The organism is Streptomyces sp. NPDC058877 (assembly GCF_042742855.1).
Lineage (GTDB): Bacteria > Actinomycetota > Actinomycetes > Streptomycetales > Streptomycetaceae > Streptomyces.
In genome coordinates, this window is sequence record NZ_JBHYMF010000014.1 from 18,495 (window position 1) to 33,301 (window position 14,807).

Below are 14,807 nucleotides of genomic sequence, written 5' to 3' on the forward strand. Positions count from 1 at the left end.
CGTCCGCCCCCGGGAATCAGCCCATCAGGGGCAGCAGGTCCGCCAGGTCCGCCCGCTCGCCGCTCGCGCTGACCCGGGCCCCGTCCCGCTCCGTCGCCCACTCCGCACGACCGGTCGCGAGCCTGATCCAGGTCAGCGGGTCCGTCTCCACCACGTTGGGCGGGGTGCCACGGGTGTGCCGGGGACCCTCCACGCACTGCACCACCGCATGGGGCGGGATCCGCACCTCGACCGCACCGCCCGGTGCCCGCGCCGCGAGCGTGTCGGCGAGGAGCCGGGTGCACGCGGCGAGGGCCTGCCGGTCGTACGGGACGTCCGCGCCGGTCGCCGCGTTGAGGTCGTCGGTGTGGACGACCAGTTCGACGGTGCGGGTGACGAGGAAGTCCCCGAGGGCCATGGCCCCGATCCCCAGCGGCAGGAGCCGCTCGTCCGCCGCCCCGACCAGCGCCCGCTCGTACTCCTCCGCCACCCGTGCACACAGCCCGACCGGGTCCACGGCGTCGACCCCGCGGGCCTGCTCGTCGATCCGCCCGGCGGCCGTCGCCGTCCTCGACGCCCAGTCGAGCAGGTCCACCTCCCGTACGGCCGGCGCGGGCTCGGCGAGCAGCCGGGGAACCGAGTCGACCATCAGCGCGAGGTGCGCCACCAGGTCACGCACCGTCCACTCCCCCAAGCGGGTCGGCCCGTCGAGCTGTTCGGGCGTCAGCGCGGCCACCGCCTCCCGCACGTTCCGGAACTGCGCCAGCACGGCGGCCCGGGTCCTGGCGGGGTCATAACGGCGGGGGCGCTTCTTGGCGGGTGGCATGGCCAGAGGGTAGCCCCGAGACTGGGAGGAGGGGGGAACCCCTTCGCGAGAGGCTGTGACAGAACCATGAGCCAGCACCCCGATGCCGCCCTGGTGCGCCGGGGCTACGAAGCGTTCAGCAAGGGTGACATGGAGGCGCTGGGCGCCCTCATGACCAGCGACTGCACCCACCACGCCCCCGGCAGCACCCGGTTCGGCGGGCACTTCAAGGGCCGGGACAACGTCCTCGGCCTGTACCGGGACCTGGCCGAGTACACGAACGGCACCCTGCGCGTCGACCTCAAGGGCGTGTACGTCGACGGCCGGGGCCATGCCGTCTCGAGCCACACCCTGTTCGGCGAACACGGCGACCGCGGGATCGAGATGAGGGGCGCGCTCTTCTTCACGATCATCGGCGGAAAGATCTCCGACATCGACGAGTGCGCCGAGGACATCGACGTCCTGGACGCCTTCTTCTCCCAGGACGACTGAACGACGACCGCATGGTGTGAGCCCCCGCCCCCGTCCCGGGGCGGGGGCTCACACCGTCTGCGTACGGACGATCAGGCCAGCAGGCCCGGGATCGTCGCCTCGTGCGCCTCGCGCAGCTCGGCGAGGGAGAGCGCGAACTCGCCCTGCACGTCCACCGCGTCACCGTCGACGACACCGATCCGGGTCGCCGGCAGGCCCCGTGCACCGCACATGTCGGTGAAGCGGAGCTCCTCGCTGCGCGGGACGGCCACGACCGCGCGGCCGGCCGACTCGCTGAAGAGGAAGGTGAAGGCGTCCAGGCCCTCCGGAACGACCAGGCGCGCGCCGTTCCCGCCGCGCAGGCAGGACTCGACGACCGCCTGCACCAGACCGCCGTCGGACAGGTCGTGCGCCGCGTCGATCATGCCGTCGCGGGAGGCCGAGATCAGGATCTCGCCGAGCAGCTTCTCCCGGTCGAGGTCCACGGCCGGCGGCATGCCGCCGAGGTGCTGGTGGACCACCTCGGACCAGGCCGAACCGCCGAACTCCTGCTTGGTGTCACCCAGCAGGTAGAGGAGCTGGCCCTCTTCCGCGAAGGCGATCGGGGTGCGGCGGTTGACGTCGTCGATCACACCGAGGACGGCCACGACGGGCGTCGGGTGGATGGCCACGTCACCGGTCTGGTTGTAGAGCGAGACGTTGCCGCCGGTGACCGGGGTGCCCAGCGCCAGGCAGCCGTCCGCGAGACCGCGGGTGGCCTCGGCGAACTGCCACATCACGGCCGGGTCCTCGGGCGAACCGAAGTTCAGGCAGTCCGAGATGGCCAGCGGCTTGGCGCCGGAGGCGGCGACGTTGCGGTACGCCTCCGCCAGCGCGAGCTGCGCACCGGTGTACGGGTCGAGCTTGGCGTACCGGCCGTTGCCGTCGGTCGCCATGGCCACGCCCAGGTTCGACTCCTCGTCGATCCGGACCATGCCCGCGTCCTCGGGCTGTGCCAGGACGGTGTTGCCCTGCACGAACCGGTCGTACTGGTCCGTGATCCAGGACTTGGAGGCCTGGTTCGGGGAGGAGACGAGCTTGAGGACCTGGTCCTTCAGCTCGGCGCCGTTCTGCGGGCGGGGCAGCTTGCCCGCGTCGTCGGCCTGGAGGGCGTCCTGCCACTCCGGGCGCGCGTACGGCCGGTGGTAGGTCGGGCCCTCGTGCGCGACCGTGCCCGGGGGCACGTCCACGATGAGCTCGCCGTGCCAGAAGATCTCCAGGTGGTCGCCGTCCGTGACCTCACCGATGACGGTGGCGGTGACGTCCCACTTCTCGCAGATCTCCATGAAGCGGTCGACGTGCTGCGGCTCGACGATCGCGCACATGCGCTCCTGCGACTCGCTCATGAGGATCTCCTCGGGCGAGAGCGTCGCGTCGCGCAGCGGAACGGTGTCGAGCTCGACCCGCATGCCGCCGGAACCGGCCGAGGCCAGCTCGGAGGTGGCGCAGGAGAGACCGGCACCGCCGAGGTCCTGGATGCCCGCGACCAGCTTCTCCCGGAAGATCTCCAGGGTGCACTCGATGAGGAGCTTCTCCTGGAAGGGGTCGCCGACCTGGACGGCGGGACGCTTGGTCGGCTTGGTGTCGTCGAAGGTCTCGGACGCGAGGACCGAGACGCCGCCGATGCCGTCGCCGCCCGTGCGGGCGCCGTAGAGGATGACCTTGTTGCCGGGGCCGGAGGCCTTGGCGAGGTGGATGTCCTCGTGCTTCATGACGCCGATGCAGCCGGCGTTGACCAGCGGGTTGCCCTGGTAGCAGGAGTCGAAGACGACCTCGCCGCCGATGTTCGGCAGGCCCAGGCAGTTGCCGTAGCCACCGATGCCGGCGACGACACCGGGCAGCACGCGCTTGGTGTCGGGGTGGTCGGCCGCGCCGAAGCGCAGCGGGTCGACGACCGCGACCGGGCGGGCGCCCATGGCGAGGATGTCGCGGACGATGCCGCCCACGCCGGTGGCCGCGCCCTGGTAGGGCTCGATGTACGAGGGGTGGTTGTGCGACTCGACCTTGAAGGTGACCGCGTACCCCTGGCCGACGTCGACGACGCCCGCGTTCTCTCCGATGCCGACGAGCATGGCGTCGTTCTCGGGGGTCTTCTCGCCGAACTGCTTCAGGTGGACCTTGCTGCTCTTGTACGAGCAGTGCTCCGACCACATGACGGAGTACATGGCGAGCTCGGCGCCGGTGGGACGGCGGCCGAGGATCTCGCGGATGCGCGCGTACTCGTCCTCCTTGAGGCCGAGCTCCTTCCAGGGCTGCTCGCTGTCCGGCGTCTCGCTCGCGTGCTTGACGGTGTCGAGGCTCATCAGGCGTTGACCAGCTTCTTGAGGATCGAGGTGAAGAAACCGAGGCCGTCCGTCTTGCCGGTGCCGATCAGCGGCTCGACGGCGTGCTCCGGGTGCGGCATGAGGCCGACCACGTTGCCCGCGGCGTTGGTGATGCCCGCGATGTCGCGCAGCGAGCCGTTGGGGTTCACGTCCAGGTAGCGGAAGGCGACCCGCCCCTCGGCCTCCAGCTCGTCGAGCGTGCGCTCGTCGGCGACGTACCGGCCGTCCATGTTCTTGAGCGGGACCTCGATCTCCTGGCCCTGGACGTAGTCCGAGGTCCAGGCGGTCTCCGCGTTCTCCACCCGCAGCTTCTGGTCGCGGCAGATGAAGTGCAGGTGGTTGTTGCGCAGCATCGCGCCCGGCAGCAGATGGGCCTCGGTGAGGATCTGGAAGCCGTTGCAGATACCGAGGACGGGCATGCCCGCCTTCGCCTGCTCGATGATCGTCTCCATCACCGGCGAGAAGCGGGAGATGGCTCCGGCCCGCAGGTAGTCGCCGTAGGAGAAGCCGCCGGCCAGGACCACGGCGTCGACCTGCTTGAGGTCCTTGTCCCGGTGCCAGAGCGAGACGGGCTCGGCGCCCGCGAGGCGGGCGGCGCGCAGCGCGTCCTGGTCGTCGAGCGTTCCGGGGAACGTGACGACGCCGATGCGTGCGGTCACGACGAGGCCCCGGCGGTCTCCGTGGACTCCACCTTCACGGTGAAGTCCTCGATCACGGTGTTGGCGAGGAAGGTTTCGGCCATCTCATGGATGCGGGCGAGGGCGGCGTCATCGACCGGTCCCTCCACCTCCAGCTCGAAGCGCTTCCCCTGACGGACGTCGGCGATTCCGGCGAATCCCAGGCGGGGCAGTGCACGCTGCACCGCCTGCCCCTGAGGGTCGAGGATCTCCGGCTTGAGCATGACGTCGACTACGACGCGTGCCACTGGCACTCCCGGTGGTGTGTTGCGTGGGCGGTTCCCTCAGCGTACCTGCCTCCAAATTCTACGCGAGTAGAGATCTGAAGGATCCTACAAAAGCCCGGTTCGGGCGGCCCGCTTCACGCGGAACACCACCCCTCACCCGCACCGCATGATCCGGTGGAAAATTCGAGTGAAATATTGCGGACCGCAATGCACCGGGACACGCTGAAATAATTGGCAGGGCTTCACAATGCGACGCCCCTCACTGTAGAAAGGAATCCAGAAGAAAGCAGTATTGTCGCGACATGACGACAAGCTCGGCATCGTCGCACGTCAGGGGCGCCACAAGCGCCCTCCCGGCCGCACGGCCGCAGGAAAGGACCGATATCCGTGGCTCAGCGTGTAGTAGTCACTCTCTCCGATGACATCGAGGGCGGAGAAGCTGCTGAAACGGTCGCGTTCGGCCTCGACGGGAAGATGTACGAGATCGACCTGAATGCTGCCAATGCAAAGAAACTCCGCAAGGCCCTCGCGCCCTACCTCGCCGCCGGGCGCAAGATCCCGGCCCGGGCGACGGCCGGCCGGCGTCCCGCGGCGGCGACGTACACGCACACCGCCCTGGCGCCCGACCCGGCAGCGGTCCGCGCCTGGGCCCAGTCCAACAAGATGGACGTGCCGGCCCGCGGCCGGATCCCGAAGCGGGTCTACGAGGCCTTCCGCGCGGCGAGCTGACCGCCGCCCGGGAGACGCCCGGAGGCGGACCGGGGCAGGAGCCGGGAGCGGAGCCGGGCCGGCCGGTGCGCGCGGGCCCGGACCCCGCCCGCACCCCCGCCCCGACTCCCCGCCGGTCACCACCCCGACCACCTCGTCGGACCTCGGGTCGGAGCCGATTTGCATTGCACCCCCGATGATCCGCTAGAGTCTGGAGCACGCCGAGGGGCAAGGCCGAAAGGCCCCAACCCAAGCAGCGTGCGGGTGTAGTTCAGTAGCAGAACAGCCCCCTTCCAGGGGGAAGGCGCAGTGTGCAATTCCTGTCACCCGCTCTGCAGCATCGCGGTTACCAACCACTCCGGTGGATCAGGTACAGTGGTGCTCGCACCGCCCGGTGAAAGCCGGTCGGGAGCAATGCGGACGTGGCTCAGTTGGTAGAGCATCACCTTGCCAAGGTGAGGGTCGCGAGTTCGAATCTCGTCGTCCGCTCCACACAGAAGGCCCCGGTTCTCAGGAACCGGGGCCTTCGTCGTTCCCCCTTCCCGACTCCGGTTCCCGCCCCGGGGTCCGCGGAGGGTTCCTCGGGCGGCGTGTCATCCGCGCCCAAAACCTTGGGTATAGTTAGCAGCGCGCTACGGCGCATGCGGACGTGGCTCAGTTGGTAGAGCATCACCTTGCCAAGGTGAGGGTCGCGAGTTCGAATCTCGTCGTCCGCTCCATACAGAAGGCCCCCGGTCGAATCGACCGGGGGCCTTCTCGTTCGGGGCTAGCTCCAGGCGCTGCCGGTGAGCAGCTCGTACGCCTCGATGTACTTGGCGCGGGTCGCCTCCACGACCTCCTGCGGAAGCGCCGGCGGCGGCTGCTCGCTCTTGCGGTCCCAGCCGGAGGCCGGCGAGGTCAGCCAGTCGCGCACGAACTGCTTGTCGTAGGAGGACTGGGCGCGGCCCGGCTGCCACTGGTCGGCCGGCCAGAAGCGGGAGGAGTCCGGGGTGAGGACCTCATCGGCCAGGACCAGGCGGTCGCCCTCGGGGGTGTTCTGGAAACCGAACTCGAACTTGGTGTCGGCCAGGATGATCCCGCGCTCGCGCGCGACGTCCCGGGCCCGGCCGTAGACGGCGAGGGTCGTCTGACGCAGCAGCGCGGCCGTCTCGGCGCCGACCTGGCGGGCCACCTCCTCGTACGACACGTTCTCGTCGTGGTCGCCGACGGCGGCCTTGGTGGCCGGGGTGAAGATCGGGGCCGGCAGCTCCGAACCGTCGGTCAGGCCCTCGGGCAGGGCGAGACCGCAGACCGTGCGGGACTCCTCGTACTCCACCAGTCCGGAACCGGTGAGGTAACCGCGGGCCACGCACTCGACCGGGACCATGTTCAGCGAGGTGCAGATCAGGGTGCGGCCCTCCCAGTCGGCGGGGGCGCCGGCCGGGAGCTCGGTGGACAGGACGTGGTTGGGGACCAGGTCGGCGAGCAGGTCGAACCACCACAGGGAGAGTCGGGTGAGGACCCGGCCCTTGTCGGGGATCTCGGTGGGCAGCACCCAGTCGTACGCGGACATGCGGTCGCTCGCCACCATCACGAGGTCGCCCGCCTCGTTCTGGTACAGGTCGCGCACCTTGCCCGTGTGGAGATGGGTCAGGCCCGGGACCTGGACGGGCTCGGGCTTTTCTACGAATCCGGACACGGTTCCTCCGCGTAGGTTGATCCAGGAGCGGGTCCGATTCTCCCTCACCGGGCAGCGGATCCGAGCCCTGGGCCCTGTGACTCCACGCTCAACCTCCGCGCCGCCGGGCCCCCGCTCGCCCCGCCCGTCTCCCTCGCCCCTCCTGTGCTCAGTCCCTCTTGCAGATCCGGTCGAGGAGGTTCGCGGTGGCGCGCTGGACCCGGGCGTCGACGTGCCCCGGCCGGTCGAGGGCCGGTGACCACGCGAAGGTGCCGGACGCGAAGACCCACGCCCCCGACGGGGCCCGGTACAGCGAGGTCTCCTGGTGGCGGAGCGCCCCCTCGCCGTCCCGGTAGGGCGAGTGCGCCAGCAGGATGCGGCCCTGGTGCTCCGGCAGCGCGGTGCGCGGGAAGTAGCGGTCGGCCTCGCCCGCGACCATCCCCGGGAGCTCGTCGCCGTCGCCCGCTCCGGTGGCGTCCCAGAGCCAGTGCTCGGCGTTCCGCACGACCAGCGGGTGCGGTTCGGGAACCCGGCCCGCGTACTGGATGCCGAGGAGCTGCTGCTCGGGGCGGTCGACCTCGCGCCACAGCGCGGCACGACCGGGGCCGCGCCGCTTGCGGCAGGTGAGGAGGCGGTCCGGGGCCCCCGACGGCGAGGGACCGAGCTCCACCTGCCAGTACATGGTGTTCGCGGAGAGGAAGACGAGCGAGGTGCCCTGGTCACGGGCGAGTTCGACGGTGCGGCGCATCGGCACCGACCAGTACTCGTCGTGGCCCGGGAAGACCAGCCCCCGGTAGCGGCTCGGATCGACCCGGCCCGCGTGCAGGTCCCGGGTCTCCGCGTAGGCCAGGTCGTAGCCGTAGCGCTCGGCCCAGCGGATGAAGTCATAGGCGTGCCCGACGTGCAGGGGCAGCCCCGCACCCGCGTACGGGCGGTCGAAGGACACGGTGACGGCCGCCTCCTCCTCGCCGAGCAGGCGGCCCTCCTCGTCCCAGGCGTGGTAGAGGCTGGCACCGGTGTGCCCGTCCTCCGGGTAGAGGTTGTACGCCTGCCAGGTGACGTCCGGGAGGACGAGCAGCAGATCGGCCGGGTGACCGTCGCGGACCGTGAAGGGGATGTGCGAGCGGTACCCGTCGGCAGTGGTCAGGACGGCGACGTACGCACCGATCGACCAGTACGTGGGGACCTGGAGCCGCCAGGACTGCCACCAGTGGTGGCAGGAGACCGTGCGGTCGGCGGTGAGCGGCGCCGGCTGGACGATGCCCGAGAGACGGGGGCTCGTGGTGATCTTCGCGGCACCGTCGCCGCCGTAGTGCCCGATCCGATAGACGTCGACCGAGAACTGCTGCGGCGGGTCCACGGTGACGTGGAAGTCGATCGACTCGCCGGGCGCCACGGCACCACCGGAGGCGAAGCCCTTGATCTGCCGCCGGACGTCGTCGGCCGTGCGCGGGCCTCCGCTACCGCCCCGGGCCAGGACCTCGTCCGCGTACCACGGGACCATCTGGCCGGTGTCGTCGAAGTAGTTCTCCGAACCGCGCAGCCAGGGCAGCGGCCCCTGGCCGAAGGGATCGGAGACGGCGTGCGCGAGCGCACCCGACTCCCATCGCCTGATCTGCTCCGCCCCCATCGTTCGCCCCTCCTTCGACTGCCCCCGGTCGGCCGGTCAGTTCGTGTGGTTCGTTCTTCTGTCAGTCGCGGTCTCCAGCACATCACATTACGCACGCACTCCGTCACCCTTCGTCGTGAATTGACGAGAGTGGAAGTCAAAGCTTCCGACCGGAACCGTCGGAGGCGTGGGCGCTCAGACCAGGCGCACGGGCTTCTCCGGGCGGACCCCGGTGCGGGCGAGCCACAGCTTCAAGGGCTCGGGGTCGCCGTCCTCGACGAGCGCGAGGACACGGGGCCCAAGGTCCGCCACCCGCTCGCCACCGACGAGCAGCGCCGGCCCGTCGAGCCAGTCGAGACCGGGGGCGGCCTCGGCGGTGTCCACGGCCGCGCAGCAGACCATGGCGGTGACGTGGTCGGCGAGCAGGTCACGGCCGCTGCGGGGCGGCTGGAGCGGGAACAGCGGCAGGGGCCCGTCGGGACCGCTGACGGCCGGAGGAGGGGTGCTGCCGGCGGACCGACCGCCGTCCGCCGTCCGATGGGCGTCGGCGGGCCGGTCGTCGCGGCCGAGGTCGGCACCGGCGGGCCGACCGGCCCCCTCGGAGGTGCGGGCGGCCTCGACGGGCGCGGCGGCCACCCGGGCCTCCCGCGCCGCCTCCTCCCGCGCGAGGTGCGCACTGAGCGCCCCGGCCAGCGCCTCGGCCGCCGGATTGACCGGCTCCTCGCCGTACTCCGGGTCGACCGCATGATCGACACCCCGGTCGTCCCCCTGGCCGTCTCCCGGGTCGACCTCAGGAGCGATCTCCGGGTCGGCCTCGGGAACGCCTTCGAAGTCAGCCGCCGGAACGCCTTCGAAGCGGGCCGCCCGGTCGGTCCCACCAGCAGGTGCGGATGCCGCCCCGACCGGTGGCAGCGCCAGATGGGCCATCACCCGGGTGAGGGTCGGTCCACCGGCGTCGGAGGCCGGGGCGCCCTCGGCTTCGGACACGCCGAGGCGGTCCAGGACCCGGTGCAGACGGGCCGCGTCGGTGCGCCACTTCCGGTCGACGACCTCTTCCGGGTACTGGCTCCACTCCACGGGCGACCAGTCTGGGCCGGGCTCGGCCGGACCGCCGTGGAAGAGGCGGGCGGCGAGCAGCGAGGTCGCCTCGTCGACGACGCCTGGCTCCTCCAGCAGGTCGCAGGCCGGACGCTCGCCCAAACGGGAGGAGAAGCCTTCCGCGAGCCGGTCGCGACGGGACAGTTCGGTCAGGGCGGAAACCACGCCGGCATCGAGCTTGGCGGGCCAGCGCCCCATCCTCCAGGCGGGCAGGGCGACCCTGGTCAACAAGCGGTCCCAGCCGGCGTACGCCAGGCCGACCTGCTCCTGGGCGACGATCCGCACGCCGTAGTCCACGGCCTGGGCACGCTCCGAGCCCGCGGCGGCCACTCCCCGCTCCATCTCGGCGGCGTGCACGCGGCAGGCACTCAGCAGGACGCGGGCGACCTGCCCGACGGCCCGGGCACCGGCCCTGCGGAAGGGATCGAGGCCGGGCGTCCGGGGCACTGCCACGGCGGCGTCCAGACCCCGGATGAAGCGGCGGGCGGCGGCTATGTCGGGCTGGGCGGCCGGTCCGGTGCCCGCGACGACCGGGGCGAGAACGGCCCGCAGCTCGCCGACGCGCATCCACCACAGGAACGGCGAGCCTATGACCAGGACCGGAGCGCCGTCGCCGCCGGAAGCCCGGTGGTGGCGGCGGTGGGCCCGATGGCTGCGGTCCTCCAGCCAGCTGTCGCAGTCCGGGGTGAGGGCTACCCCCACGGGCGCCGGAACCCCGAGCCGGTCGGCCAGGTCCCGGACCATCCGGTACAGATCGGGGGCGGCGGTCTCGGCGAGGTCCACCGTCGGGGTGACGGCAGGACGGGCCCTGGCGACGACCAGGCCGACGGCAGCGGCCGCCAACAGGACCAGCACGGCGAGGACCGTCACCACCCAGCGGGCCGCGTCCCACGCCGCACCGGTGAAGTGGCCGGTGGCACCGCCCGCGTACAGGACGACCGCCACCGCGGCGGGGAGCACCGCGAGGCCCAACGCCCTGCCGCGGACGCGGAGGACGGCGAGGGCCCGGGAGTGCGCGGCGCGCGCACCCCACTCCTCGCCGACAACGGAACCGGTACCGGACACGCCGTTCATCACCCCCTTCTGCCCTCGACGGGACTGCCTGTGGCGGTGTTGCTCACTCCCCCACTGTGGCACCCGACACCGACATCGCAATGTCGGTGGGCCAAGTGCCGGAACACCTGCGCCGCACCCTAGTTGGGGCCGTGGCAGGCGTCATCCGTATGGCGGGGCCGTCACTCGATGGAATGGCTTTGGGTAAAGGTGATGGCGCTCAGATGGCCGTGTGGTGCACGACTTCCGCACCACACGGCCATCGGAGGAACCGGACGAAATCCGGGCGGAATCAGGCCTCGGCGGCCTTCTGGGCGATGTCCGTACGGTGCTGCGAACCGTCAAGGCGAATGCGGCCGACCGCCGCGTACGCACGCTCGCGGGCCTGTGCCAGGTCCGATCCGGTGGCGGTGACCGAGAGGACGCGGCCACCCGCGCTCACCAGCGCGGCGCCGTCCCGCTTCGTACCGGCGTGCAGCACGTACGCGTGGGGGGCGTCCTGCTCCGCGACCTCGGCCAAGCCCTCGATCGGGTCCCCGGTGCGCGGGGTGTCCGGGTAGTTGTGGGAGGCGATCACCACGGTGACGGCGGCGTCGTCGCTCCAGCTCAGCGGGGCCTGGTCGTCCAGGGTGCCGTTGGCGGAGTTCAGCAGGACGCCCGCGAGCGGGGTCTTCAGGCGGGCCAGCACGACCTGGGTCTCGGGGTCGCCGAAGCGCGCGTTGAACTCGATCACCCGCACACCACGGCTGGTGATCGCCAGGCCCGCGTACAGCAAACCGGAGAACGGGGTGCCCCGGCGGCGCAACTCGTCGACCGTCGGCTGGAGCACCGTCGCCATGACCTCGTCGACCAGCTTCGGATCCGCCCAGGGCAGCGGCGAGTACGCGCCCATGCCACCGGTGTTCGGGCCCTCGTCCCCGTCGAGCGCACGCTTGAAGTCCTGCGCGGGCTTCAGCGGGAGGACGGTGGTCCCGTCGGTGATCGCGAAGAGGGAGACCTCGGGACCGTCCAGGTACTCCTCGATGACCACCCGGCCCCCGGGCCCGGCGGACCCGGCGCCCACACAGGCGAGCGCGTGCGCCCTGGCCTTCTCCGCGTCCTCGGTGACCACGACGCCCTTGCCGGCCGCGAGACCGTCGTCCTTCACCACGTACGGGGCGCCGAAGGCGTCCAGCGCCTCCTCGATCTCCTCCGGAGTGGTGCAGACGTAGCTGCGGGCGGTGGGGACCCCGGCACCGGCCATCACGTCCTTCGCGAAGGCCTTGGAGCCCTCCAGCCGAGCCGCCTCCTGCGAGGGGCCGAAGACGGGGATGCCGGCCGCGCGGACGGCGTCGGCGACACCCGCGACGAGCGGTGCCTCCGGGCCGACGACGACCAGGCCGACGCCCAGCTCACCGGCGAGCGCCGCGACGGCCGCGCCGTCGAGCTGGTCGACCGGGTGCAGCTCGGCGACCTCGGCGATTCCGGCGTTGCCGGGCGCGCAGTGCAGAGCGGTGACGTCGGGATCGAGGGAAAGAGAGCGGCACAGGGCATGTTCGCGGGCGCCGCCGCCGATGACGAGGACCTTCACGCCTGTCAGGGTAGCCCGCAGGGCGGGCTGCTCCTTGTGCGGGCCACCGAGCGAGACGGGGCTACTCGTTCGTGTATTCCTCCACAACCGTGGCTCCCAGCTCGCGCACGATCAGGTCGTGCCCGGAGAGCGCGGAGTCGACGAGGTCCGGATCGTCCTCCTCCGGCATGTCGTCCTCGGGCGCCACCGACCGGGGCGCGGGCGGTGCGGGGGCCGGGGGCGGCGGAGGGGTCGGGGCCTGCGGGAAGGCAGCGGCCGGAGCGGGTGCCGCGGGCGCGGACGCGGACGGCGGGGCAGGGGGGACCGCAGGAGCGGCGGACCGGCCGCCCCCGAAGCCTCCCCCGCCTCCGGGGCCGTTGCCGAACCCTCCGGAGCCGTTCCCCGTGCCTCCCGAGCCGCCGAAGCCGGTGGCGGCGGGCGGAGGGGCGGAACCTCCCGAGGGGTCGATGATCGCCTCGATCTTCCAGTGCACGTTGAACTGCTCGGCGAGGGCCTGCTTGAGCACGTCCTCGCTGCCGCTGCTCGCGAAGTTGTCGCGGGCACCGGCGTTGAGGAAGCCGAGCTGGAGGGTCGTGCCGTCGAAACCGGCGACCTGCGCGTTCTGGCTGAGCAGGATCCAGGTGAAGCGCCGCCGGTTCTTGACGGCGTCCAGGATCTGCGGCCACAGGTTCCGCACCTGGGCCGTGTCCCCACCGCTCGCCACCGGGGCCTGCGGAGCGGACTGGGCCTGCACGGGCGCGGCGGGCGGCGCGGCGGGCGGGGTCGCGGGCGCGGTCGCACCGGGCCAGGCCCCGGGAGTCCCGCCACCGGGGGCGGCGGCACCCGGCCAGGCCCCGGGCCGGGGTCCGGCGGGCGCGGGCTGCGGCACGGGAGCAGCCTGCGGTGCGGGGGGCTGCGCTACGGGGACCGCCTGCGGCGCGACGGCGGGGGCCGGCGGCGGGGGCGGGGGCGCCATCGGGGTGTGGGCCTCGGGCCCGGGCACGTACCCCATGGCAGGCGCCGGAGGCCCGGAGGCGAAGACGGGCGCGGGCCCCGCAGCCGCACCGCGCTCCAGGCGGTCGAGCCGCGCCTGGAGCGAGCGCTCGTCGTCGAAGGCGGCGGGCAACAGCACCCGCGCGCAGATCAGCTCCAGCTGGAGCCGGGGCGACGTGGCACCCCGCATCTCGGTGAGACCGGCGTTGACCAGGTCGGCCGCCCGGCTGAGCTCGGCGGCGCCGAAGACGGACGCCTGGGCCTGCATGCGCTCGATGACATCCGCCGGGGCATCGATGAGCCCCTTCTCCGCCGCGTCCGGCACGGCAGCCAGGATCACCAGGTCGCGCAACCGCTCCAGGAGGTCGGCGACGAACCGGCGCGGGTCGTTGCCGCCCTCGACGACCCGGTCGACGACCTCGAAGGCGGCTGCACCGTCTCCGGCCGCGAACGCGTCCACGACCGAGTCGAGCAGGGAGCCGTCGGTGTAGCCCAGCAGGGACGTCGCCATCGAGTACGTCACGCCGTCGGCGGCGGCACCGGCGAGCAGCTGGTCCATCACCGACATCGAGTCGCGCACGGAGCCGGCTCCGGCACGGACCACCAGCGGCAGCACCCCGTCCTCGACGGGGATGCCCTCGCGCCCGCAGACCTCGCCCAGGTAGTCCCGCAGAGTGCCGGGGGGCACGAGCCGGAAGGGGTAGTGGTGGGTCCGCGAACGGATGGTCCCGATGACCTTCTCGGGCTCGGTCGTGGCGAAGATGAACTTGAGGTGCTCCGGCGGCTCCTCGACCACCTTGAGGAGGGCGTTGAAGCCCGCCGAGGTGACCATGTGGGCCTCGTCGATGATGTAGATCTTGTACCGGCTGGATGCGGGCCCGAAGAAGGCCTTCTCCCGCAGGTCACGGGCGTCGTCCACACCACCGTGCGAGGCGGCGTCGATCTCGATGACGTCGATCGACCCCGGCCCGTTCCGCGCGAGGTCGCGGCAGGACTGGCACTCCCCGCAGGGATCCGGTGTCGGCCCCTGCTCGCAGTTCAGACAGCGGGCGAGGATCCGCGCACTGGTCGTCTTGCCGCACCCGCGGGGACCGCTGAACAGGTACGCGTGATTGACCCGGTTGTTCCGCAGGGCCTGCTGCAACGGGTCAGTGACATGCTCCTGCCCGATGACCTCGGCGAAGGACTCGGGGCGATAGCGGCGGTACAGCGCGAGAGACGACACGTGTACGAGGTTATAGGCGCTCACCGACAACCCGAGAAAAACCGAACCGCCGAACCGAACCGGACCCGACCGACTCCAGGGCGACCGGGCCCGGTGCGGAGTCAGCCGGTCCCTGCGTAGAGGCGGCCGGGCCCGTGCGGAAGCGGCCGGGCCCGGTGTGGAGCCGGACGGGAACCGCACGGAAACGCAAGCGCCCCCCACGCACCTGCCAGAGCCGACCTACCCTTGCTGCCTTCCGGCCCTGGGGGAGTTCAGTCAGATAGCACCGCGTGAGGGGCTTGGCCCAGCGTACCCGATCCCGGCAGCCCCAAGGGCCCGCACCCCCTCCCGGACTCCCTGCCGATCCCACCCGCCGACCCCGCCCGACATCGAGTTCGCGAGCACCCCCCTCGG

At 71.9% G+C, this 14,807-nt stretch carries 11 protein-coding genes, 3 tRNA genes and 1 other RNA gene; 5 read left to right on the forward strand and 10 right to left on the reverse strand.

Features of this window, described 5'->3' with window-relative positions; genetic code table 11:
• Positions 1-16: 16 nt before the first annotated feature.
• A complete protein-coding gene (locus ACFW2Y_RS05555) occupies positions 17-805 on the reverse strand; it encodes a sterol carrier family protein (RefSeq protein WP_384873954.1) in 789 nt (262 codons plus the stop codon).
• A gap of 66 nt (positions 806-871) precedes the next feature.
• On the opposite strand from ACFW2Y_RS05555, the gene ACFW2Y_RS05560 reads away from it, so the two are divergent.
• Positions 872-1,276: a nuclear transport factor 2 family protein gene (locus ACFW2Y_RS05560; protein ID WP_384873956.1), complete on the forward strand. Its 405-nt coding sequence runs from the start codon at positions 872-874 to the stop codon at positions 1,274-1,276.
• Positions 1,277-1,347: 71 nt separating this feature from the next.
• Here the strand turns inward: ACFW2Y_RS05560 and purL are convergent, their stop codons facing one another.
• The 3 genes from purL to purS are packed head-to-tail and all read right to left on the reverse strand — an operon-like array spanning position 1,348 to position 4,549.
• A complete protein-coding gene (gene purL, locus ACFW2Y_RS05565; RefSeq protein ID WP_384873958.1) occupies positions 1,348-3,597 on the reverse strand; it encodes a phosphoribosylformylglycinamidine synthase subunit PurL in 2,250 nt (749 codons plus the stop codon).
• Positions 3,597-4,277: a phosphoribosylformylglycinamidine synthase subunit PurQ gene (gene purQ, locus ACFW2Y_RS05570; RefSeq protein WP_360797885.1), complete on the reverse strand. Its 681-nt coding sequence runs from the start codon at positions 4,275-4,277 to the stop codon at positions 3,597-3,599. The genes purL and purQ overlap by 1 nt, the downstream gene beginning before the upstream one ends.
• On the reverse strand, positions 4,274-4,549 hold the full coding sequence (purS, locus tag ACFW2Y_RS05575) for a phosphoribosylformylglycinamidine synthase subunit PurS (protein WP_078489458.1): 276 nt from the start codon (positions 4,547-4,549) through the stop codon (positions 4,274-4,276). The genes purQ and purS overlap by 4 nt, the downstream gene beginning before the upstream one ends.
• A gap of 360 nt (positions 4,550-4,909) precedes the next feature.
• Between purS and ACFW2Y_RS05580 the strand changes: the two genes are divergently transcribed.
• From ACFW2Y_RS05580 to ACFW2Y_RS05595, 4 genes are all read left to right on the forward strand, one after another.
• Positions 4,910-5,251 (forward strand): Lsr2 family protein, encoded by a 342-nt coding sequence (locus ACFW2Y_RS05580; RefSeq protein WP_384873962.1) that lies wholly within the window; start codon positions 4,910-4,912, stop codon positions 5,249-5,251.
• 239 nt (positions 5,252-5,490) lie between these two features.
• Positions 5,491-5,562: transfer RNA gene (locus ACFW2Y_RS05585), tRNA-Gly, on the forward strand.
• Positions 5,563-5,646: 84 nt separating this feature from the next.
• Positions 5,647-5,722, forward strand: a tRNA-Gly gene (locus ACFW2Y_RS05590).
• A gap of 151 nt (positions 5,723-5,873) precedes the next feature.
• Positions 5,874-5,949: transfer RNA gene (locus ACFW2Y_RS05595), tRNA-Gly, on the forward strand.
• 47 nt (positions 5,950-5,996) lie between these two features.
• Here ACFW2Y_RS05595 and ACFW2Y_RS05600 read toward each other — a convergent pair.
• The 6 genes from ACFW2Y_RS05600 to ffs form a co-directional block, all read right to left on the reverse strand.
• On the reverse strand, positions 5,997-6,908 hold the full coding sequence (locus ACFW2Y_RS05600; protein ID WP_384873964.1) for a phosphoribosylaminoimidazolesuccinocarboxamide synthase: 912 nt from the start codon (positions 6,906-6,908) through the stop codon (positions 5,997-5,999).
• Between the two features lie 148 nt (positions 6,909-7,056).
• Positions 7,057-8,517 carry a N,N-dimethylformamidase beta subunit family domain-containing protein gene (locus ACFW2Y_RS05605; RefSeq protein ID WP_384873967.1) on the reverse strand — a complete coding sequence of 487 codons (1,461 nt, stop codon included), beginning with the start codon at positions 8,515-8,517 and terminating at the stop codon, positions 7,057-7,059.
• A gap of 174 nt (positions 8,518-8,691) precedes the next feature.
• The gene (locus ACFW2Y_RS05610) at positions 8,692-10,668 is read right to left on the reverse strand and encodes a hypothetical protein (protein WP_384873970.1); all 1,977 of its coding nucleotides are present in this window, start codon (positions 10,666-10,668) and stop codon (positions 8,692-8,694) included.
• 271 nt (positions 10,669-10,939) lie between these two features.
• The gene (gene purD, locus ACFW2Y_RS05615; protein ID WP_384873973.1) at positions 10,940-12,217 is read right to left on the reverse strand and encodes a phosphoribosylamine--glycine ligase; all 1,278 of its coding nucleotides are present in this window, start codon (positions 12,215-12,217) and stop codon (positions 10,940-10,942) included.
• Positions 12,218-12,278: 61 nt separating this feature from the next.
• On the reverse strand, positions 12,279-14,414 hold the full coding sequence (locus ACFW2Y_RS05620; RefSeq protein WP_384873976.1) for a DNA polymerase III subunit gamma and tau: 2,136 nt from the start codon (positions 14,412-14,414) through the stop codon (positions 12,279-12,281).
• Between the two features lie 183 nt (positions 14,415-14,597).
• Positions 14,598-14,696: signal recognition particle sRNA small type (gene ffs / locus ACFW2Y_RS05625), an RNA gene on the reverse strand.
• Between the last annotated feature and the right edge of the window lie 111 nt (positions 14,697-14,807).